The following is a 20,316-nucleotide window of genomic DNA, read 5'->3' as shown; positions in this document are numbered from 1 at the left end:
ACGCTGCCGAAATAGAAGCTGACGACCCTTCGCGTCCCGCCTATAGCGTCGGCTCCCCTGCCCCCGAGCCGATCCTTCATGCAATCCATCGACCGCTACATGGCCCGGCTGATCGCATTGCCGCTGTTCGCGACGCTGATCATCTCGGCAATGCTGCTCGTGCTCGATCGGATGCTCCGGCTGTTCGAATTCGTCGCCACCGAAGGCGGGCCGGTCAGCGTCGTCTGGCGGATGCTCGCCAACCTGCTCCCGGAATATCTCGGCCTCGGCATCCCGATCGGGCTGATGCTCGGCGTACTGCTCGCGTTCCGGCGGCTGGCGACGACCTCGGAGCTCGACGTCATGCGCGGCGTGGGCATGAGCTACGGCCGGCTGCTCCGGGTGCCCTATATGTACGCGATCGCGCTCGCGGTCGCGAACCTGCTGATCGTCGGCTATCTCCAGCCGATCTCGCGCTACTACTACGAAAATCTGCGCTTCGAGCTGCGCACCGGCGCGCTCGGCGCCTCGATCAAGGTCGGCGAGTTCACGCATCTGGGCGATCGGATGACGCTCAGGATCGAACAGAGCCGCGACAAGGGCCGCGACCTCAGCGGCATCTTCGTACACACCCTGACCGCAAAGGGCGACTGGATCGGGGTCACCGCCGAACACGGGCGTTTCCTCGCGTCGGACGATCCCAACGTAATCATCTTCCGCCTCACCAACGGCACGATGATCCACAATAATCCGACCTTCAAGGTGCCGCGCGTGCTCACCTTCAGCACCCATTCCCTGCCGATCAACCTGCCGAAGTTCGAAAGCTTCCGCCAGCGCGGCGGGCGTAACCTCGAATATACCCTGCCCGAACTCGCCCGCCAGGGGCAGACCGCGGCGACGGTCGAGCAGCGCGACAGCAGCCGGTCCGAGTTCCATTTCCGGGTGGCGGAGGTCGCGACGATGTTCCTGCTGCCGATGCTCGCGCTCGCGCTGGGGGTGCCGCCCAAGCGTTCGTCGTCCGCGCTCGGCGTGTTCCTCGCGATCGTGATGATCGTCACCTACTTCAAGATCAACCAATATGCCGCCGGGATCGGCGAGGCGGGCAAGGTCGATCCGCTGATCGCGATGTGGGTCCCGTTCTCGCTCTTCGCCGCTTTGGTGCTGTGGATGTACTATACCATCGCCTACGTCCCGGGTGGGCAGCCGATCGGCGCGCTCGAACGTACCATCTCGCTCATCGCCAAGGCGGTGACGAGCCGCCTGCCCGGCCGCCGCCGCCGGGTGGTGGCAGGCGCATGAGCACCGTCAGCTTCTTTCCGTCGCGGACCGTCGCGCTGTACATGGCGCGGCTCTTCCTGGTCCGCACCTTTGCGATCCTGGGCGGCCTGGTGCTGGTACTGCTCGCGCTCAACCTGCTGAGTGAATCGGGCAACATCCTCGCCCAAAAGGGAAACGGCGATGCGCAGGTGTGGCGCTATGTGTCGCTGCGTGGGCCCGAGCTGATCGCATTCGGGCTGCCTTATTCGGTGCTGCTCGGCACGATCCTGACGCTGATCACGATGAACCAGAATAGCGAGATCATCGCACTGAAGGCGTCGGGCATGTCCGCGCACCAGGTGCTCGCGCCGCTGCTCGTCGCCAGCCTCGGCGTCGCGATCCTGAGCTTCGCGTTCAACGACCGCGTCGTCTCGCGCGCGACCGCGACGCTGACCCAGTGGAACAAGGTCAATTACGGCCCGCTGCCGGTCGATCGCGGGGATCGCTCGAACGTGTGGGTGCGTGACGGCGACGACCTGATCGAGGTCGGGCAGATCCGCGGCCGCGGTAATGCCGCGATCCTCGGCGGAGTGACGGTCTACGATCGTGCCGGCGGCAATCTCGTCGGCATCGTCCGCGCCGATCGCGGCCGCCGCGACGGCAATGGATGGCGGATCGAACCCGCGACCCGCTTCGACGTGGCGAAGGGAACGTTGACCCAGCTAGGATCGGTGGTGATCGGCCGCGGCGTGCGCCCCGATCAATTCACGCTGGCGAGCGTCGATGCCGACGGCCTGTCGTTCGGCGCCCTCCGCTCGGCGATCGCCGACCTGGCGGAGTCGGGCCGGCCGACTGCCGCGCTCGAAGGCGCGCTGTGGCACAAGCTATCGAGCCCGTTGTCGTCGGTGCTGATGCCGCTGCTCGGCGCGGTCGCGGCGTTCGGCATCGCACGCTCTGGCAAACTGTTCATCCGTGCCGTGATCGGCATGGCGCTCGGCTTCCTGTACTTCGTCGCCGACAATTTCGCACTCGCGATGGGCAGCCTCGGCGCCTACCCGCCGTTCCTCGCCGCCTGGGCGCCGTTCCTGCTGTTCCTGCTGATCGGCGAGGCGGTGCTGTTCCGCACGGAGGAATAACGCCGATCCTCCCCTGCAAGGGGAGGTGGCAGTCCGCAGGACTGACGGAGGGGTAACCCGGTATCCGGAGAAGGCGTCACCCCTCCGCTTGGCTGACGCCAGCCACCTCCCCTTGCAGGGGAGGATGACCCGTTACCGCCGCACCACCATCGTGCTCCGCGCGATCCGCGCGACCAGTCCCGGCAACCCCGGATAGCTCGCCTGATGATAGGGCGACATCGCGTCCAGCGTCGCCGACAGCCGGCGATGCGCCTCGCCCAGCGCGTGATAGGGCACGCCCGGCAGCAGATGATGGAGCGCGTGATAGCGCAAGCCGACCGGCGCCCACAGCATCGGCAACAGCGCGGGCGGGGGCACGTTGACGGTATCGAGGTACTGCGCGGTCACGCTCATCGATTCGCCCTCGTTCTCCCACAGATGCGCCACCAGCGTGCGGACCTGGTTGACCACCGCGACCCCGGCGGCGACCGCAAGGAAGATCAGGAACGCGCGCAACGGCACGACGTCCGACGCGACCAGCGCCAGCAGCGTGATTGCCCAGAGGCTCGCCGCGGTCTCGATCCGGTTCCACTGGGCGCGGAACTCGCCTTCGGGCATCCGGCGGCGGAACGACGGATTGATCGCCAGCGCGGAGAAGCGCTCGACGACGATGCGACGCAGGCCCGGCAACACCACCGACACCGGCGAAAGGATCGCATAGCGGATGAGCAGCCCGATCGGCGCCAGCCCGGAGATCACGATGAACAGCGGCAGCGTCCACGGCTTCATCAGCGCCAGCGGCAGATATTCAGGATCCTCCGCGGTGCCGTAACGCGTCTTCGCGTGGTGCAGATTGTGGACGCCTTCGTACATGAACGACGGCGTCAGCATCGGCACGCCGATCAGCGCGTTCCAGCCGGCGCGGAAATGCGGCAGCGACGCGTGCTTCACGTGGGTCAATTCGTGGATGAAGCTGATCCCGCGGTACAGTGCCAGCATCGACACGATCCCGGCGCCGATCGCGAGCGCGGTCGACGGGGTCAGGATCGCCACCGCCAGGGCCCCCCAGCCGACCACTGCGGAGGCGATCAGGTCTGCCCAGTAGATCGCCGGGCGGGGCGCGGTCAGGTCGCGCGTCAGCACCGCCGCGGTACGCAGCATCGCCTTGTCGTCCGCCACCAGATGCGTCGGCACCTTTCCCGGCGCCGCCTGTCCGGCGCTGCGGTCGAAGTTGAGGATGGTGTCCATATTCGTTGCCATTACCCACAGATAGTGGCGACACGGTGGCTTTAACAGGCCGGCGCCGGCCTGCCATTAGGTAGAAACCCTGCTCGCTATGATCGCCTGCGCCGGTTAGGAACCATCACTTGGCAGTTGGACGACGACGATGGCAGAACCCCTGACGATCCGCCCGGTAACCACGAAACGCGACCGGGTCGCGTTCATCGATCTCCCCTTCCGCCTCTACGCCGACGATGCGAATTGGGTGCCGCCGCTGAAGGGCGAGGCGCTCGGGATGATCGATCCCGCCAAGAACGGCTGGTTCAGCCATGCCGAGGCGCAGCTGTTCCTGGCGCTGGAGGGCAAGCGTGTGGTCGGCCGCATCTCCGCGCACATCGACACGCTCGCACTGACGATGCCCGCCGCGCAGGGCTTCGGCCCCGGTGTCGGGCAGTGGGGCCTGATGGAGGCCGAGCGCGAGGACGTCTTCCGCGCGCTGCTCGCCGCCGCCGAGGAATGGCTCCGCAAGCGTGGCATGGTCCGTGCGCTCGGCCCGATCAGCATGTCGATCTGGGAAGAACCCGGCCTGCTCGTCGAGGGGTTCGATCATCCGCCGACGATCATGATGGGCCATGCCAAGGCCGAATACCGTGCCTGGATCGAGACCGCGGACTATCACGAGGTCAAGAAGCTGATGACCTACGATCTCGACATCACCCAGGATTTCCCGCCGATCGTCAAGCGGATCATCCAGTCCGGCGAGAAGAACCCGCGGATCGTCGTGCGTGAGGTCGACAAGAAGCGGTTCGAGGAGGAGGCGGCGATCATCCTCGCGATCCTCAACGACGCCTGGTCCGACAATTGGGGGTTCGTGCCGCTGACCCCGCCCGAGATCCGCGACGTCGGCGTCAAGCTGAAGCCGATCGTGTTCAACGACCTGATCCGCATCGCCGAACTCGACGGAAGGCCCGTCGCGTTCATGATCACTCTCCCCGACCTCAACGAGGCGATCGCCCCGCTGAAGGGCAGCCTGCTCCCGTTCGGCTGGGCCAAGCTGCTGCTATGGCTGCGCAAGCCGAAGGTGAAGACGATGCGGGTGCCCTTGATGGGCGTGTTGAAGGAGCTGCAATCGTCGCGGCTGGCGAGCCAACTCGCCTTCATGATGATCGAATACATCAAGCGCGCCTCGGTCGAACATTATGGCGCGCGCCGTGGCGAGATCGGCTGGATCCTGGAGGACAACCAGGGCATGCGTTCGATCGCCGAGACGATCGATAGCAAGGTCAACAAGGTCTATCTGATCTACGAACGGACGCTGTGATCCCGGGCCCGCGCCGGACGATCCGGCGCGGGCGGGCGGTATCATTTGGCGATCGGATCGACGCCGCGCTTCATCCATTCGGCGCGAGTACGGCAGATCTTGTTGCGCAGGATCGTTCCCGTCTCCGGCCCTACGACGCAATAGCGCGTCTCGGGCCGTTGCCGCACCGCTTGGTCCGCCACGGGCGCGGACACCGCCGGGTCGGCGCGATCGGTGGCGAATGCGGGTGCCGCGACCAGCGACGCACCGGCTGCGATCATCGAAAACATCGTCTTCATCATGGTTCCTGCTCCACTTACCCAGGCCGTAACCCGGCCTGCTAGTGTAGCAGTGCATTATGCATGCCAAACAGCTATGCCGTTGACTCTCAAGTGTTTTGCAAAGATTCTACCTGTCCGATCCCGGTCAGCGCCCCGCATATTGGCCGATTTCGCGCGGAGGTGGCGGATCACCCCACCCCGCGTCGCGTCAGAACCGTCGCGACACACCCGCATAAACCCGCGCATCGGGAGCATCGTGGTTCAGCCCGGCCACGCCACCGACATCGATCTGCAGGTCGTCGTTGGCCATCCACGCCATCGACAGCGCCGCGAACGCCTGCGATGTCCGCCCGCCGGGATCGCGATCGCGCAACGCCTGCACCTCCGCAGTCGCGGATACCGTCTTGGTGAAGGGCAGCTCGATCCCCGCCACCGCGCTGTAGGCGAGGTGCCGGCCATTGCCGTCCTCGTCGACCGCTGCGTCGATCTCCGGGGTGAATTGCAGGTTCATGCCGCCGGGCAGGTCGTAGCTCATCGGTACGAGCAGCCCCGCGCCCCAATCGCCAGCGCCGACCGGCGACCGCCCGACCGGCAGCGTCGCGAACGGCTGCACCGCAACGGAAAACCCGCTGCCGTCGGGGCTGGCGAGGTTCGCCTTCAGCCCCAAATACGCGTCACCGACCGCGGTGCTGCGGTCGATCGAACCCGTCGCCTTGTCGCGCTCGCGGGCGATGCTGACCGGCGACCAGCCGACGATCCCCTCGATCGTATCGGTCAGCCCGGCCCGCACGATCGTATCGCCGAACAGGATGGTGTCCGACCGCTGATCCGCATTGTCGTCGCGTTCCCAGTCCGCGACGCTGGTCTCGACCGAAACGCGGCCCGGCGCGATCGTGCAAGCCGGGGTGCCTAGCCCCGGACGCGCCGGGCAATAATCGCGGTCCTGCGCGGCAGCAGGTGCCGCGACCACCAGCGCGACGAGCATCAGCACGGCACCTCTCACCGCAACGTCGTCCAGGTCGGCGCGTGATCGCTGGCGCGTTCGCGGCCGCGATATTCCTTGTCGACGCCCGCATCGATCAGCCGATCCGCGGCCTGCGGGCTGAGCAGTAGGTGATCGATCCGGAAACCCGCGTCGCGCTGCCACGCGCCCGCCTGATAGTCCCAGAAGGTCCACATCCGGCCGGTCGGATGCCGGGTCCTGAGCGCATCGGTCCACCCCTGCGCCAGCAACCGTCGGTACGCCGCGCGGCTCTCCGGCTGCATCAGCGCGTCCTCGGCCATCGCACGTACCGAGAAGGTGTCGTCGTCGTTCGCGATCACATTGTAATCGCCCATCAGCACCGCCGGCATTTCTTCGGCCAGCAAGGCACGCGCCCGATCGGCCAGACGATCGAACCAGCGAAGCTTATAGTCGAACTTGGGGCCCGGCCGCGGATTGCCGTTGGGCAGATAGATAGAGGCGACGACCAGCCCGTCGATCTCGGCCTCGAGATAGCGGCTATGGTCGTCCTCTTCCTCGCCCGCCAACCCGCGCTGCCGCTCCACCGGGGTAGCACCGCGCGCGAGCACCGCGACGCCGTTCCAGCTCTTCTGCCCGTGCCAAACCGCGCCGTACCCTGCCGCCTCGATTTCCGCGATCGGAAAGGTGTCGTCGCTCGCCTTCAGTTCCTGGAGGCAGACGATTTCGGGCTGCTGCTCGGTCAGATACTCGATCAGCCGCGGCAGCCGGGCCTTGATCCCGTTGACGTTGTAGGTGACGAGCTTCACTTAGACGGCGAAGCTGGAGCCGCACCCGCAGCCGCTGGCCGCGTTGGGGTTCTCGACCTTGAACGCCGCGCCGCCGAGCGATTCGACGTAATCGACCGCGCATCCGCGGACCAGATCCATGCTGACGCTGTCGACCACCAGTCGGACGCCGTCGGTTTCGGCGATCGTGTCGTCGGTCTCGACCGCGTCGGCGAACCCGAACTTATACTGGAACCCCGAACACCCGCCGCCGTCCACCGACAGGCGGAGGATCGCGGGCTTGTTCTGCTTGGTCGCGATCGCAGCGACCCGCGCCGCTGCAGAGGGTGTCAACGCGATCTCGGGAGCGAGTGTGGCCATGCAGCCGAGATAGGCGCTGCGCCCGCACTCGGCAACCGGCGTGCGGTAGGCGGGTCGGCCCGAGACAAGTGAGTCACGCGAAGGCGCGCAGGCACGAAGATGAGGCGCCTGCGGCAGCATGCTCTGATCGTTGCCAAGGAACAGCTGTCCCACGACATGCAAACTGCCGCTGCACCGGCCGAAACACCTTTGCGCCTCCGCGTGAACATCCTCATCTACTCCGGGGAGCGCCGCGGGGCCTAAAGAAGTGGATTTACGCGAAGATGCGGAGGTGATCCGCCTGCGGCAGCCTCAGCCTGTCTTCGCTGAACGGACTATAATAATTGGAGCACTTGCGCGCCGTCGTCAGAAACGCCGCAGCGTCCTTCGCGTCTCTGGGCGCCCATCTTCCTCTGTTAGCAGATCAATCCTGCGCGGCAGGGCCGTCCGTCGACACCGGGATCGCGTGCACCGCACGGTCCTGCGCCGCGAGCAGATAGTCGGCGGTCGTCAGGAACGGGATCGGGTTCACGGCATGGCCGTCGATGCGGACCTCGTAGTGGAGGTGCGGGCCAGTCGAACGCCCGGTCGAGCCCATCAGCGCGATCAGCTGGCCGCGGGTGACGTGCGCGCCGTCGGCGACGAGGATCTTGGACAGATGGCCGTAGCGGGTCGCGATGCCCTTGCCGTGGTTGATCTCGACCATGTTGCCATAGCCACCCTGGCGCGCGGCGTGGCTGACCATGCCGTCGGCGGTCGCGTAGATCGGGGTGCCGGTCGGGCCGGGGATGTCGACGCCCGCGTGCATCGCCGCGGTGCCGCGGAACGGATCGGAGCGGATGCCGAAATTACTGGTGAACAGCAGCTTCTGAACCGGCTGTACCGACGGGATGGCGATGCCGCCGCGCGTACCGACGTCGAGCTTCTTCCAGCTCTGGAACAGGGTGCGGAACTGGCCGTCGGCCTTGAGATCGGCGGCGGCTTCGGCGCTGTTCGCCTCGACCAGCATGCCACCGACTGCGGCGCTAGCGTGCTTGGCGATCTTGGCCGTTCCCGGGGTCGCGGCGACCGGCTGCTCCAGCTTTTCGGCGGCGAGGGCGGGTCCTGCGAGAGCCACGCTCAGCGTCGCTGCGATCGCGAAACCGATCGAGGAAAAATTCCGGGCAATGCTGATCATCGGACCCCAACAAGATGCGCCACATCCGACCGGCGGATGCGAACTCGTAAACCTCGTCCCAATTCGCAGCCCCACCGCGTCCCGGACGCTCATCTTGTGGCCGGATCGCGCGTTCGTCCGCAATAGCGCGGCGGCGTTCCCGCGCCGGACCGACATGGCGTCGCGGCAAAGCGTTGATTCAGAGGCGGGATGAGCCGCGGTTCGACGGAACCGAGGTGGCCAAGTGTTTACAAGGTCTTGACGGCGTCCAGCACCGCGGCGGCATGGCCGGGCACTTTGACCTTGCGCCACGACCGCGCCAGCGTGCCGTCCGCGGCGAACAGGAAGGTCGCGCGCTCGATGCCCATGTAGGTTCGCCCATACATCGATTTCTCACCCCACACGCCGAACGCGTCGCACACGCTGCCATCGACATCGCTGCCGAGGACGACGCCGAGTTCGTGCTTGGCGGCGAACTTCGCATGGCTCGCGGGCGGGTCCTTCGATACGCCGATCACCGTCGCGCCGACGCCCGCGAACGCGTCCGCCGAAGCGGTGAAGTCCTGCGCCTCGCGGGTGCAGCCCGGCGTGTCGTCCTTCGGGTAGAAATACACCACCAGCGGCCGCGGCAGATCGCGCAGCCGGACTTGCGCGCCGTCCGCGGTCGTCACCGCGACATCGGGGATCATCGCACCGTCATCCATTTGTCTCTCCCGTCATCGATCCCCAGCACCGCGCGACCTCCTGCCGGGTGGTCGCCAGGGTGGCAAGCACCTCGTCCCAGTCGGTCGTCCCCAGCGCGCGCGCGATCAGCGCCCGTGTCGCCGGTGCCGGCTCGGCGGCGTCGGGCGCGACCAGCCGCAGCGTCACCAGCAGCCGCGTCAGGAAATCGTGCGCCGCGATGAGCGACACCGGCACCAGATCCTGGGCCGCCAGCGATGCGATCGCGCGCGCCAGATTGGCGTCGAACCCCGCGCGCGCGACGAGCTGCGCGACATGCACCGTGAATTCCAGGTCGACGAGCCCGCCCGGCAGCAGCTTGGCGTCGAGCGGCCCGGTCGGCGGCTTGTGCGCGGCCATGTCGGCGCGCATCTGCCGCGCGTCGGCGCGCACATCGCGCGCACGCCGCTCGCCGTGAAGCACCGCCGCGATCACCGCCGCCGCCGCGGTCCGCGCCACCCCTGACCCGAACACCGCCCGCGCCCGCGCCAGCGCCATATGCTCCCAGGTCCAGGCGTCCTCGCGCTGATAGCGTGCGAAGGAATCGAGCGAGACGACCAGCGGCCCTTGCGTCCCCGACGGCCGCAGCCGCGTGTCGATCTCGTAGAGCGGCCCAGCGGCGGTCGCGACCGAGAGCGCCGCGGTGACCCGCTGCGCCAGCCGGGTGAAGTACAAGGTCGCGCCGAGCGGCTTGGCGCCGTCCGAATTGCCGTGGAAGTCGCCGGTGAACAGATACACGAGGTCGAGATCGGACGCGTTGGTCAGTGCCCCGCCGCCCAGCCGCCCGAACGCCAGGATCACCAGCTCGCTGCCCGGCACGACGCCGTGCAGATGCGCGAATTCGTCGATTGTCGCGCTCGCCAGCACCTCGATCGCCGCGTCCGCGACCCGCGCATAGCCGGCGGACACCGCGAGCGGATCGGCGACCCCCGCGACGATCTGGGCGCCGAGCGCAAAGCGCTTCTCGCCGACGACGCGGCGGACATGATCGAGCCGCGACTGGTAATCCGCGACGTCGCCGCCGCGCATCTCCGCCGCCAGCGCCTCGGCCGTGGGCACGTCGTCGAACGCCGACGCATCGATCAGCCCGTCGAGCAGGTCCGGCCGTCGTCCCAGGGCCTCGGCGAGCGGCGGCGCGTGGCTGAGGATCGCGACCAGCAGCGTCGCCAGCGCCGGTCGCGCCTCCAGCAGCCGGAAGATGTTGATGGCGCTCGGCAGCCGTTCGAGCATGATGTCGAAGCGCAGCAACGCCGCCGCCGGATCGGGTGCCGCGGCGAAGGCGGGCATCACCACCGGCAGCACCGCCTCCAGCGCCTCGCGCGCCGCCTGGCTGCGCAGCGCCGGATAGCGCCCGCTCCGCCACGCCGCGAGCCGCTGCGCCGCACCCGCGCTGTCGGCGAAGCCGCTGGCGACCAGCGCCTCGCCCAGCGCTGCGGTCTCGTGTGGCAGGCCGAACGGTCGTCCTTCGTCGAGCGCGTCGTAGATCCTGCCCGCCGTCGCCACCGGTTCCACGATCGACGCCAGCAGTGCCGCGCCGTCGGCGAGCCCGTGCAACCGCGCGACCCGGTCCAGCGCCTCGCCCTCGGGCAGCGCATGGGTCTGGCGGTCGTCGATCATCTGAACGCGGTGTTCGATCGTGCGGAGCAACGCGTAGGACCGGATCAGCGCCTCCGCCTCGCGCGCACCGATCCACCCCGCCGCCGCCAGCCGTGCGAGCGCGTCGCGGGTCGCGGGCGCACGCAACGACGGATCGCGTCCGCCGTGGATCAGCTGGTGGATCTGCGCGAAGAACTCGGCCTCGCGAATGCCGCCCCTCCCCCGCTTGAGGTCGAAGCCGGGGCCGAACACCTGCCCGCCATGATGGTCGCGGATCCGGCGGGAGATCGCGCGGATTTCACCGATCGCGCCGAAATCGAGCCCGCGCCGCCACACGAACGGCCTTATCGCGTCGAGGAACGCCTCGCCCAGCGCGCGGTCGCCCGCCGCCGCCCGCGCGCGGATAAAGGCGGCACGTTCCCACGCCAGCGCCTGCGATTCATAATAGCCGATCGCGGCGTCGACCGGCAGCGCGATCGGCGTCACCTCGGGCGAAGGCCGCAGCCGCAGGTCGACGCGCAGCACATAGCCGTCGCCGTCGCGCGCTTGCAGCAGCTCGACCGCGCGCCGCCCGATCCGCACCGCCGCCGCGAACGGCTCCTCCTTCGCCCCCCGCGGCAGCGTCGCCGGATCGAAGATGAGGATCGGGTCGATGTCGGACGAATAGTTGAGCTCGTGGCTACCCTGTTTGCCGAGCGCGATCGCCGCGAACCCGACCGCATCGGCGCCCGGCGTCCGTTCCTGGATCGCGGTGCGGATCGCGAGATCGAGCGCATAATCCGCAAAGTCGCTAAGCGCTCGCGTCACCGCGGTGAGGTCCAGCTCCCCCGCCAGATCCCCGATCGCGACGGTCAGCGCCAGCGCGCGGCGTTCGAGCCGCAGCCGCCGCGCGACCGGCAGCTCTTCTAGCCGCACCGCTAGATCGATCTCGCCGCGCGCGAGCCGTTCCACCAGCGCAGGCTCGCGCTCCATGATCATCGCCAGGAACGGCGCGTTGGCGCGCGCCCGGTCGATCGCTTCGACCACCCTGTCGGGCGACGTGGCACGAATCATCGGCCGCGATGTCCCGCGAAGGAGCGATTGCGTCCGCATCGCGACGAAACGTTTCCGGTCGAGGGTCGTTCAACCTGCATGACCGACACCGATCATCCCGTCGATCGCGCCAGCGGCGAACAGCTGATCCGTCGTCCCCGCGCGACCGATGCGGTCGGGCGGGCGTTGCGCGGAGTGTTCGCTACCCCGTGCCTGCCGGCCGACATGATGCGGCTGATCGAACGATTGGATGCCAGCGAGCACTGATCCGCACGCGCCGGTCGGCCGAGGCGATCAGCGACCGCGGCTCAGTTCCTCGACGTCGCCCATGATCTGGTCGAGCGCGGTCTTGTTGACGTCGGTCTCGTGATCGCGCCGGGAGGGCAGCGATCCGTCGCTCATCAGCGTTTCCAGCGCGACGCGGCCGCGGGCGACGCGGCTCTTGATCGTACCGACCGCCACCTGACAGATTTCGGCAGCCTCTTCATAGGCGAAGCCGCCCGCACCGACCAGAATCAGCGCCTCGCGCTGCGGCTGCGGCAGGTGCATCAGCGCCCGCTGCATATCGCCCAGCTCGACATGGCGGTCCTGGCTCGCGGGGGCGGCGAGGATGCGGTCGGCGACCAGATCGTCCCACTCGCCCTTGAAGCGCGCGCGACGCATCTGCGACAGATAGAGGTTGCGCAGGATGATGAACGTCCATGCGCGCATGTTGGTGCCCGCCTGGAACCGCTGGCGTGCAGCCCATGCCTTCAGCAGCGTCTCCTGGACGAGATCGTCCGCAAGGTCGCGGCTGCCCGACAGCGATCGGCCAAACGCGCGGAGGTGCGGGATGACCTGCGCCAGCTGCGCCTTGAACTCGGGGTCGGATAACGCGACGTGCTCGACGGGCGGCGCCAGAGCGTCGTCATCATCGTCATCGTCACGCATGGCAGGCTGAGTCATCTGATAAGCGTCCAAAGGCTCGGGTCAGCCATCCATCGCCCCACCGGGACATAGGATGGCGTTTCCCGGATTGCCAGCGATGCCGAAGGCGCGTGCGATCAGCGGAGGATGAGGAACGCGAAGATCACGATCACCAGGACCAGCGAGATCGCGAGGACGTAGCGCGCGACGCCCGGGGTCGAGCCTCCGCGCGCTTCGTTGGTGGTGACATGCACTTGTTCGTTCGGATCGGCCATGGCGTCTCAACCCCCTAGGTTCGTTTTGGGTCCGTAACTTTTTGCATGCGCATTACGCGGCGGCGGGGATCGTGCTCTCGTCGAAGAACAATGCCTGGCTGATCGCCGCCTTCACCGTCGATCGCTGAAACGGCTTAGTGATCAGGAAGGTCGGCTCGGGACGCTCGCCGGTCAGCAGCCGTTCGGGGAAGGCCGTGATGAAGATCACCGGCACGTCGAACTCGGCGAGGATGTCCTTCACTGCGTCGATGCCCGAACTGTCGTCGGCGAGCTGGATGTCCGCGAGCACCAGGCCGGGGCGGTCCTCCATTGCCAGCGCCACCGCCTCGTCGCGGGTCACCGCGACGCCGGTCACGTCATGGCCGAGGTCGCGGACGATCGTCTCGATATCCATCGCGATGATCGGCTCGTCCTCGATGATCAGCACGCGCGCACGCGTTTGCTTCTCGATCTCTGCGAGCGCCTCGGCGACCAGCGTTTCGACCTCGTCGGTATCGACCTCGATCAGATAGGCCGCATCCTCGGGCGTGAACCCCTCCATCGCGGTCAGCAGCAGCGCCTGACGCGACAACGGCGTCATCCGCGCCAGTCGCGCGCGCGCGACCGCCTCGTTGCCGTCGATGTCGCTTGCCGAGGTCTCGTCCGCGCCGTTGGCGTTGGCCGAGGCCCAGATCCCCTGGAACATGCGATAGAGACCGAGCCGCGGATCGACGTCGCGCGGGAATTCACCGGGTGCGGCGACGATCGCTTCCAGCGTTGCACGGACATATTTGTCGCCCTGGGTCTGGCTGCCGGTCAGTGCACGGCCGTAGCGCCGCAGGAATGGAAGATGCGGTGCGAGTTGCTGTCCAAGCGACATGGGTCGTGATCACTCCCTGAAAAAATGCATGTACCCCATCTGTCCGGGGGTCAGCCGCAATGCAACGGTTACGTCGAAATAGCGGTTCCGCCCGGACGGACGGAATTTTCGCGTGCCTACGGAACCAACGAACGTCCATATGGTTTCACCGGCACCTTTATGCGACAGCCTGTGTCCGAGGGGGCGGGGTTGTATGCGTTGCGTCGTTCGCCTGGACCGCCGGGCCACCAGGGGAAACGTTCGAATTGACCAGCAACAAGGATAGCAAGAAGGCGTCGAACAAATCCCCGGCGAAGGTCCAGAGCAAGGATCGCGACATGGGGTCGGCGCTGCGTTCCGCCTATCAGAAGACCATCGAGGAAGACGTGCCGGACGAGATGCTCGACCTGTTGAGCAAGCTCGCTTAGCGTCGTGATGACCGCGGACCCCGCCGCGACTGGAACAAGAATGAAAGACCGGCCGGCGTTCGGCGATCCGTCACGGCTGACGACGGGTGCCAAGCTATTCCTGATCCTGAGCGCCGCCCTGCTCCCGCTGGCGCTGATCGCGATCTTCGCCACCTTGCAGACGAGCCGCGTTGCCGACGAAGAGGCGCGCGCGCGGCTTCGCGTCGCCGCCGACGAAAGCGCGCGGTCGATCGCGATCGAACTCATTGGCGACATGGTGGCGTTGCGGGTCGCGTTGAACGCGCTCGGCGCCGACGCGGCCGACGCACCCAGCTGCGCGCGCGTCCAGGGCGTCTTCGCACAGCAGGCGGTCGACGGGACCCGTTTCGCGGTGCTCGATCGCTCGGGTCGGGTGCTGTGCGGTGCCAACTTCGCGTTGCCGGTGGCGCTGCCAAGCGACCAGCCGATCGCTGCCGCGGTCGTCCCCGGAAAGGGGCTGATTCTCGCGATCTCGGGCAAGCGCAACGGCCCGACCGCGCGCGCCTTCTTCCCCCAACCTTTCCTCGCCACGCTCGGCACGCCAACCAGCCGCTCGTCCGGCTTCAGCAGCGCGATCGTAGTGCGCGACCAGGAACTGGTGCTCGACACGATCGACAATGCCGGCCCGCTCGATCGCATGGAAACGACTAGCGCCGACATCGGCATCGGCGATCTCGCGCTACGGGCGAGCGTGCGCAGCGCGCCGGTCACCTCGTCGCTGATCGTCGCGATGCTGTTGCCGTTGCTGATGTGGGCCGCCGCCGCCGGCATCGGCTGGTTCGTCGTCGATCGGCTGCTGATCCGCCCGCTGCGCCAGCTCCGCGCGAGCGTCGCCGCGTATACCCCGGGCGAGCTGATCGATCCGGGTCAGGTGCGCGCGCTGCCCGCGCAGGAAATCCGTGAACTTGGTGACACCTTCCGCGCGATCAGCCGTACCGTCGCCTTGCATGAGGCCGGACTCGCCGAGGGTTTGGTCCGCCAGACCAAGCTGACCCGCGAGGTCCACCACCGCGTCAAGAACAATCTCCAGGTGATCTCCAGCCTGATCAACTTTCACGCCCGTGCCGCGCCCAGCGCCGACGCGATCGCCGCCTATGCCTCGATCCAGCGCCGCGTCGACGCGCTCGCGGTGGTTCACCGCAACCACTTCGCGGAGATGGAGGAGAATCGCGGCCTCAACCTGCGCGCAGTGATCGGCGAACTCTCCTCCAACATCCGCGCCACCGCGCCGGAGGGCGCATCAAGCGTCTCGATCGCGCTCGACGTCGATCCGTTCCTGGTTACCCAGGACGTCGCGGTCGCCGTCGCCTTCCTCGTCACCGAATCGATGGAACTCGCGATGAGCTGCGATCCGTCCGCGCAGATCCGTGTCGCGATCAAGCCGTCGGAGATCGAGAAGCGCGCGGTGCTCCGCGTCGTCTCTCGCGCCTTCGTCGAGAGCGAGGAGCTGCGGATGCTGATCTCCAGCCGCTACGGCCGCGTCATGGAGGGCCTTTCCCGCCAGCTGCGCTCGCCGCTCCACCACGATCCGCTCGTCGGCGCGTACGAAATCGCCGTTGCGGTGCTCGGCCGCGACTGACCGTCCGCGAGGGGAACGAGTTTTTTCGTCGCACCACAAAAAACCTGGTCGGTCGCCGGAACCCATCGCGCGAAGGTGGGTTATCATATTCGGATCGCGACCTTATGCCCCCCCGCTCTCGCGATCCACGACATAGGCCCGAAGGCGTCCACCCTCCCCCCCGGTGACGTCTTCGGGCCTTTAACGTTTATGGGGCTGGTGACGCGCAGGTGCTTACGAGCCTCCCCTGAAACGGGAGGATTTGGTGGATCAGCGCACCGATCATGACGCTATCCACCCATATGCAACCGAACCGCAGGTGGAACGATCCGCGCGCAAAAGCATTGGCGCTTACGGCGATATGCCCTGTTTTCGAAAGGATGGACCATGCGGAAGTTTCTTGGATTGGCGCTCGTCACCGGCGCGCTGCTGGTCAGCGGCTGCAACACCGTTGAAGGCCTCGGCAAGGATGTCGGCTCGGCCGGCGACACCGTCGCCAAGACCGCCGACAAGAGCAAGTAAGCCGGTCTATCGATGCGCAGGGGCCTTCCGCGATTCCGCGGGAGGCCCTTTTCACGTCAGCCTTCGACGATTTCTTCCTTGGCGGCTTCCCGCGCACGCTTACGTTCGGTGAACCAGATCCCGATCAGCGCCATTTCGTACAGGATCGTCAGCGGGATCGCGAGCAGCAGCTGCGACCCGATATCCGGCGGGGTCAACACCGCAGCGATCGCAAAGGCCGCGACAATCGCATAGCGCCGCGCCGACACCAGCTGCTGCCGGGTCACGATCCCCGCCCGCTCCAGCAGCATCAGCAGCACCGGCAACAGGAAGGCTAACCCGAAACCGAACAGAAACTGCATGATGAACGAGAGATAGTTGCCGATCGCGGGCAATGCCTCGCGATTGACGCCGCCGACCACGCCCGAATAACCGAGCAGGAAGTGCAGCGCCATCGGCACCGCGATGTAATAGGCCATCGCCGCGCCCATCGTGAACAACACCGGCGTCGCCAAAATGAACGGCAGCAGCGCGCGCTTCTCCTTGCGGTAGAGCCCCGGCGCCACAAACTGCCACATCTGGTTGGCGATGATCGGGAACGACAGCATCATCGCCGCGAAGAAACCGACCTTCACCTGGACAAAGAACGCCTCGAAGATCTGGGTGTAGATCACCGTCTTCTGCCCGGCGTGGAGCAGCGGCTGGACTAGGAAGGCGAAGATATCCTCGGCGAAATACATCGCCACCGCGAACGCGATCCCGATCGCGGCAATGCAGTAGAGCAGCCGCCTGCGCAGCTCGATCAGGTGATCGAGCAACGGTGCGCGGCTCTCGTCGATCTCGGTCATGTCGGTCATGATGGCGCCACGTCGGGGTTCGCCTGTGCGGGTTTGGATTCGACCGGCCTCGGATCGGCCGCGGGGGCCGGACGCTCCGCCTCGACCACCTGCGGCTGTTCGACCATCACCGGCGGCGGCGTCCCGTCGTCCGTCACCGGCTCGACGACCGCATCGCCGTCGCTTGCGGGATGCTCGCGCATGATCCGCTCATTCTCCGCGGCCCAGCGCTTTTCCATTTCCTCGAGCTCGGCCTCGCGCACCATGCTGTCGAAACCCTGCCGGAACTGCCGCGCCACGCCGCGCGCCTTGCCGACCCAATAGCCGACCACGCGCAACGCCTTCGGCAAATCCTTCGGGCCGATCACGATCAGCGCCACGAAGGCCACGAGCAGCAATTCGGACGGCGCGATGTCGAACATCAGCAGCCGCCCTGCCGCGACGCCTGCGGCAACGAATGAAGTCTAGGCACCAAGTCGGCCCGCGATCGCGTGCGCAGGCTCAGCGATCGTCGCGGACGCGTTCGCCATCGCGATCGAACGCGGGGTCGGCGGTCTTCTTCGCCTCGATCCGGCCCGCTGGCTTGCCGGCGGTATCGTCGTCCTGCTCCGCCATGCCCTTCTTGAAGTTCTTCACGCCCTTGGCGACGTCACCCATCAGGCTGGAGAAGCGACCGCCACCGAGCAGCAGGATTGCGACGACGGCGAGAACGAGAAGGTGGATCGGGCTGAAGCTGCCCATGGCGCGTCTCCTAAATATGCGACCTATCTAGGCGTCTTCGCCGGGACTTTCCACCTCCAAAGCCGGGTCCGCCGCCTCGTCGGCGAGATCGACCGGGTCGAGCATCCCCGCCGCGCGGAGATCGTCGATCCCGGGCAGGTCGCGGCGGCTCGCCAGGCCGAAGTGGACGAGGAACTCCGCCGTGGTCGCGAAGGTCAGCGGCCGTCCCGGCACCTCGCGTCGCCCCGCCGGCCGGATCCAGCCCGCCTCCAGCAGCACGTCGAGCGTCCCGCGCGAGATCTGCACCCCGCGGATCGCCTCGATCTCGGCGCGGGTGACCGGCTCGTGATAGGCGATGATCGCCAGCGTCTCGATCCCCGCCCGGCTCAGCTTGCGAGGCTCGTGCCGATCGCGGCGCAACAGGTGCGCGAGATCCCCCGCGGTCTGGAACTGATAGCGGTCGCCGCGCCGTACCAGCTCGACCCCCCGCCCCGCATAGTCGCCAGCCAAGCGGTCGAGCGCCGGCCGGACCTCCGCCGCCCTGACATGCGCGCGGATCGCGTCGATCGTCAGCGGCTCCTCCGCCGCGAACAGCACCGCCTCCACCGCGCGGACGAGGTCGTCGGGCGGGGTCACGGCACCGCGCGCAGATAGAGCGGCGCGAAGGCGGCGTGCTGGCGCAACTCTATCCGCCCCTGCCGCGCCAGCTCCAGCGCCGCGACGAAGCTCGACGCCAGCGCCGATCGTCGCAGCCGCCCCTCGGCGGCGGGGGGCAGGAAGCTGCCGATCACGCTCCAGTCGATCCGCTCGCCGACCAATGCCGACACCCGCTGAAGCGCAGCGTCGAGCGTCATCACCTCGCGATCGGCGACGACATGCATCACCGGCCGCGTCCGCGCGCTGATCCGCCCATAGGCCGCAATCAGATCGTAGATCTCCGCCTGCCACTGCGCGGTGCGCACCGTCCGCAGCCCCTCCGGCGCGCCGCGTGCGAACACGTCGCGGCCGACGCGATCGCGCGCCATCAGCCGCGCGCCCGCGTCGCGCATCGCATCCAGCCGCTCCAGCCGCCGTTGCAGCCGCAGCGCGAGCAGTTCGGGGTCGGGATCCTCCGCGGGATCGCGCGGCAGCAAGAGCGCCGATTTCAGGTACGCCAGCCACGCCGCCATCACCAGATAGTCCGCCGCGAGTTCCAGCCGTAGCGCCTCGGCGCGATCGATGAAGCCGAGATACTGCTCCACCAGCGCGAGGATCGAGATCTGCCGCAGATCGACCTTCTGCGACCGCGCGAGCGACAGCAGCAGGTCGAGCGGCCCTTCCCAGCCGTCGATCTCCAGCGTCAGCGTGTCGTCGTCGGTCACACCAGCGCCAGCAGCGCGTCGCGCTTGGCGATCAGCGCGGCGAAGTCGCCCTCGGGCTTGCCGATCGTCGCCATCGCCCGGTCGAGCCTGGCAAGCGAGGCCGGAGCGATCTCGCCCAGCCGCTCCGCGATCTGGACCATCTCCGGCATGCGAGCCCAGCAGTCGAGCACCACGTCGCATCCCGCCGCGATCGCGCCCGCGGCCTTGTCGCCGGCACTGCCGGACAGCGCCTTCATGTCGATGTCGTCGGTCATCAGCAGCCCGTCGAAGCCGATCCGCTGCCGGATCACCTGCTCGATCACCGTCGGCGACAGCGTCGCGGGCCGGTCCGCATCCCACGCCTCGAACACGATGTGCGATGTCATGCCCATCGGCGCCGCCTTCAGCGTCCGGAACGGCTCGATGTCGATCTCCAGTTCGACATCCGACGCGGTGACGGTCGGCAAATGGTGGTGGGTATCGACCACCGCGCGGCCATGCCCCGGCATGTGCTTGACCACCCCGACCACGCCGCCCGCGCGCAGACCGTCGAGCGTCGCACGGCCCATCGCCGCGACCCGCATCGGCTCGCTGCCATAGGCGCGGATCGTGATCGCCTCGGTCGTGTCGGGCTGCACCACATCGAGCAGCGGCAGGCAGTCGACGGTGATCCCCACCTCCGACAGCATCAGCCCCAGCGCCTGCGCATTCGCTGCCGCCGCCTTGATCGCGGACATCGGCGCGATGTCGTACAGCGCATCGAACGCCGGTCCCGCAGGAAAGGCCGGCCATTCCGGCGGCTGCATCCGCGCCACACGACCGCCTTCCTGGTCGATCAGGATCGGCAGATCGTCGCGCCCCGACAAGGCCCGCAGGGAGTCGGTCAGCGCGCGAAGCTGCGCGCGATCCGCGACGTTGCGCTTGAACAGGATATAACCGAGCGGCGCCGCCTCGGCGAAGAACGCACGCTCGTCGGCGGTGAGCGACAGGCCGGACAGGCCGAAGATGACGGGCTTCATGTCCGCTTGTTAGCGGGGAGGGTGGCGAAACTCAAAGCCCGCTCAGTTCCTCCGCCGCCAGGGGGAGGTGGCAGCCGCAGGCTGACGGAGGGGGAGGTAAGCGACCAACTATCCTTCCGCTTACCTCCCCCT

Annotated in this window: 24 protein-coding genes; 7 read left to right on the top strand and 17 right to left on the bottom strand. The window is 67.6% G+C overall.

All coding sequences use genetic code 11. The features are described from left to right. Positions 1 to 78: 78 nt before the first annotated feature. Positions 79 to 1,278 carry an LPS export ABC transporter permease LptF gene (gene lptF / locus ACT009_RS16145; protein ID WP_445192072.1) on the top strand — a complete coding sequence of 400 codons (1,200 nt, stop codon included), beginning with the start codon at positions 79 to 81 and terminating at the stop codon, positions 1,276 to 1,278. Beyond that, positions 1,275 to 2,372 (top strand): LPS export ABC transporter permease LptG, encoded by a 1,098-nt coding sequence (lptG, locus tag ACT009_RS16140; protein ID WP_445192071.1) that lies wholly within the window; start codon positions 1,275 to 1,277, stop codon positions 2,370 to 2,372. The genes lptF and lptG overlap by 4 nt, the downstream gene beginning before the upstream one ends. Before the next feature lie 132 nt (positions 2,373 to 2,504). Here lptG and ACT009_RS16135 read toward each other — a convergent pair whose 3' ends face one another. Beyond that, entirely contained in the window at positions 2,505 to 3,599 is a 1,095-nt protein-coding gene (locus ACT009_RS16135) for a fatty acid desaturase family protein (RefSeq protein ID WP_445194125.1), read from the bottom strand. 139 nt (positions 3,600 to 3,738) lie between these two features. Here ACT009_RS16135 and ACT009_RS16130 point away from each other — a divergent pair, with 139 nt between their 5' ends. Further along, a complete protein-coding gene (locus ACT009_RS16130) occupies positions 3,739 to 4,893 on the top strand; it encodes an N-acetyltransferase (RefSeq protein ID WP_445192070.1) in 1,155 nt (384 codons plus the stop codon). Positions 4,894 to 4,934: 41 nt separating this feature from the next. Here the strand turns inward: ACT009_RS16130 and ACT009_RS16125 are convergent, their stop codons facing one another. The 7 genes from ACT009_RS16125 to ACT009_RS16095 all read right to left on the bottom strand — a co-directional run bounded on the left by ACT009_RS16125 (position 4,935) and on the right by ACT009_RS16095 (position 11,766). Then, entirely contained in the window at positions 4,935 to 5,174 is a 240-nt protein-coding gene (locus ACT009_RS16125; protein ID WP_445192069.1) for a hypothetical protein, read from the bottom strand. Between the two features lie 187 nt (positions 5,175 to 5,361). After that, positions 5,362 to 6,138 carry a transporter gene (locus ACT009_RS16120; protein ID WP_445194124.1) on the bottom strand — a complete coding sequence of 259 codons (777 nt, stop codon included), beginning with the start codon at positions 6,136 to 6,138 and terminating at the stop codon, positions 5,362 to 5,364. A 14-nt stretch (positions 6,139 to 6,152) separates the two neighbouring features. After that, the gene (gene xth, locus ACT009_RS16115) at positions 6,153 to 6,923 is read right to left on the bottom strand and encodes an exodeoxyribonuclease III (protein WP_445192068.1); all 771 of its coding nucleotides are present in this window, start codon (positions 6,921 to 6,923) and stop codon (positions 6,153 to 6,155) included. Beyond that, complete coding sequence (gene erpA / locus ACT009_RS16110; RefSeq protein ID WP_445192067.1) at positions 6,924 to 7,262, bottom strand: iron-sulfur cluster insertion protein ErpA; 339 nt, start codon at positions 7,260 to 7,262, stop codon at positions 6,924 to 6,926. Between the two features lie 403 nt (positions 7,263 to 7,665). Continuing rightward, positions 7,666 to 8,418, bottom strand: a complete 753-nt coding sequence (locus tag ACT009_RS16105; RefSeq protein WP_445192066.1) for a M23 family metallopeptidase — start codon at positions 8,416 to 8,418, stop codon at positions 7,666 to 7,668. Between the two features lie 227 nt (positions 8,419 to 8,645). Continuing rightward, positions 8,646 to 9,101, bottom strand: a complete 456-nt coding sequence (locus ACT009_RS16100) for a peroxiredoxin (protein WP_445192065.1) — start codon at positions 9,099 to 9,101, stop codon at positions 8,646 to 8,648. Then, positions 9,094 to 11,766, bottom strand: coding sequence for a bifunctional [glutamine synthetase] adenylyltransferase/[glutamine synthetase]-adenylyl-L-tyrosine phosphorylase (locus ACT009_RS16095; protein WP_445192064.1), 2,673 nt, complete (start codon positions 11,764 to 11,766; stop codon positions 9,094 to 9,096). The genes ACT009_RS16100 and ACT009_RS16095 overlap by 8 nt, the downstream gene beginning before the upstream one ends. 78 nt (positions 11,767 to 11,844) lie before the next feature. Here ACT009_RS16095 and ACT009_RS16090 point away from each other — a divergent pair, with 78 nt between their 5' ends. Next, the gene (locus ACT009_RS16090; protein ID WP_445192063.1) at positions 11,845 to 12,012 is read left to right on the top strand and encodes a hypothetical protein; all 168 of its coding nucleotides are present in this window, start codon (positions 11,845 to 11,847) and stop codon (positions 12,010 to 12,012) included. Between the two features lie 27 nt (positions 12,013 to 12,039). Here ACT009_RS16090 and ACT009_RS16085 read toward each other — a convergent pair whose 3' ends face one another. The 3 genes from ACT009_RS16085 to ACT009_RS16075 form a co-directional block, all read right to left on the bottom strand. Beyond that, a complete protein-coding gene (locus ACT009_RS16085) occupies positions 12,040 to 12,675 on the bottom strand; it encodes a sigma-70 family RNA polymerase sigma factor (protein WP_445192062.1) in 636 nt (211 codons plus the stop codon). A 113-nt stretch (positions 12,676 to 12,788) separates the two neighbouring features. Next, positions 12,789 to 12,926 carry a hypothetical protein gene (locus ACT009_RS16080; protein ID WP_445192061.1) on the bottom strand — a complete coding sequence of 46 codons (138 nt, stop codon included), beginning with the start codon at positions 12,924 to 12,926 and terminating at the stop codon, positions 12,789 to 12,791. A 52-nt stretch (positions 12,927 to 12,978) separates the two neighbouring features. Next, positions 12,979 to 13,785: a response regulator gene (locus tag ACT009_RS16075; RefSeq protein ID WP_445192060.1), complete on the bottom strand. Its 807-nt coding sequence runs from the start codon at positions 13,783 to 13,785 to the stop codon at positions 12,979 to 12,981. Between the two features lie 245 nt (positions 13,786 to 14,030). Here ACT009_RS16075 and ACT009_RS16070 point away from each other — a divergent pair, with 245 nt between their 5' ends. From ACT009_RS16070 to ACT009_RS16060, 3 genes are all read left to right on the top strand, one after another. After that, the gene (locus ACT009_RS16070) at positions 14,031 to 14,192 is read left to right on the top strand and encodes a NepR family anti-sigma factor (protein WP_445192059.1); all 162 of its coding nucleotides are present in this window, start codon (positions 14,031 to 14,033) and stop codon (positions 14,190 to 14,192) included. Positions 14,193 to 14,232: 40 nt separating this feature from the next. Next, positions 14,233 to 15,789, top strand: coding sequence for a sensor histidine kinase (locus tag ACT009_RS16065; RefSeq protein ID WP_445192058.1), 1,557 nt, complete (start codon positions 14,233 to 14,235; stop codon positions 15,787 to 15,789). Positions 15,790 to 16,155: 366 nt separating this feature from the next. After that, complete coding sequence (locus tag ACT009_RS16060) at positions 16,156 to 16,290, top strand: entericidin A/B family lipoprotein (protein WP_445192057.1); 135 nt, start codon at positions 16,156 to 16,158, stop codon at positions 16,288 to 16,290. A 56-nt stretch (positions 16,291 to 16,346) separates the two neighbouring features. Here ACT009_RS16060 and tatC read toward each other — a convergent pair whose 3' ends face one another. The 6 genes from tatC to ACT009_RS16030 all read right to left on the bottom strand — a co-directional run bounded on the left by tatC (position 16,347) and on the right by ACT009_RS16030 (position 20,184). After that, the gene (tatC, locus tag ACT009_RS16055) at positions 16,347 to 17,117 is read right to left on the bottom strand and encodes a twin-arginine translocase subunit TatC (RefSeq protein WP_445194123.1); all 771 of its coding nucleotides are present in this window, start codon (positions 17,115 to 17,117) and stop codon (positions 16,347 to 16,349) included. Positions 17,118 to 17,122: 5 nt separating this feature from the next. Beyond that, positions 17,123 to 17,527 carry a Sec-independent protein translocase protein TatB gene (gene tatB, locus ACT009_RS16050; protein WP_445192056.1) on the bottom strand — a complete coding sequence of 135 codons (405 nt, stop codon included), beginning with the start codon at positions 17,525 to 17,527 and terminating at the stop codon, positions 17,123 to 17,125. A 79-nt stretch (positions 17,528 to 17,606) separates the two neighbouring features. Further along, the gene (locus ACT009_RS16045) at positions 17,607 to 17,846 is read right to left on the bottom strand and encodes a twin-arginine translocase TatA/TatE family subunit (protein ID WP_445192055.1); all 240 of its coding nucleotides are present in this window, start codon (positions 17,844 to 17,846) and stop codon (positions 17,607 to 17,609) included. Positions 17,847 to 17,873: 27 nt separating this feature from the next. Beyond that, on the bottom strand, positions 17,874 to 18,461 hold the full coding sequence (gene scpB / locus ACT009_RS16040) for an SMC-Scp complex subunit ScpB (protein ID WP_445192054.1): 588 nt from the start codon (positions 18,459 to 18,461) through the stop codon (positions 17,874 to 17,876). Beyond that, the gene (locus tag ACT009_RS16035; protein WP_445192053.1) at positions 18,458 to 19,186 is read right to left on the bottom strand and encodes a segregation and condensation protein A; all 729 of its coding nucleotides are present in this window, start codon (positions 19,184 to 19,186) and stop codon (positions 18,458 to 18,460) included. The genes scpB and ACT009_RS16035 overlap by 4 nt, the downstream gene beginning before the upstream one ends. Then, positions 19,183 to 20,184, bottom strand: coding sequence for a glycoside hydrolase family 3 N-terminal domain-containing protein (locus ACT009_RS16030; protein WP_445192052.1), 1,002 nt, complete (start codon positions 20,182 to 20,184; stop codon positions 19,183 to 19,185). Before ACT009_RS16030 ends, ACT009_RS16035 begins: the two co-directional genes overlap by 4 nt. Positions 20,185 to 20,316 lie beyond the last annotated feature (132 nt).

The organism is Sphingomonas sp. Tas61C01, assembly GCF_052567495.1.
Note: the sequence above shows the minus strand (reverse complement) of the source record. Positions and strands in the feature narration are given on the sequence as shown.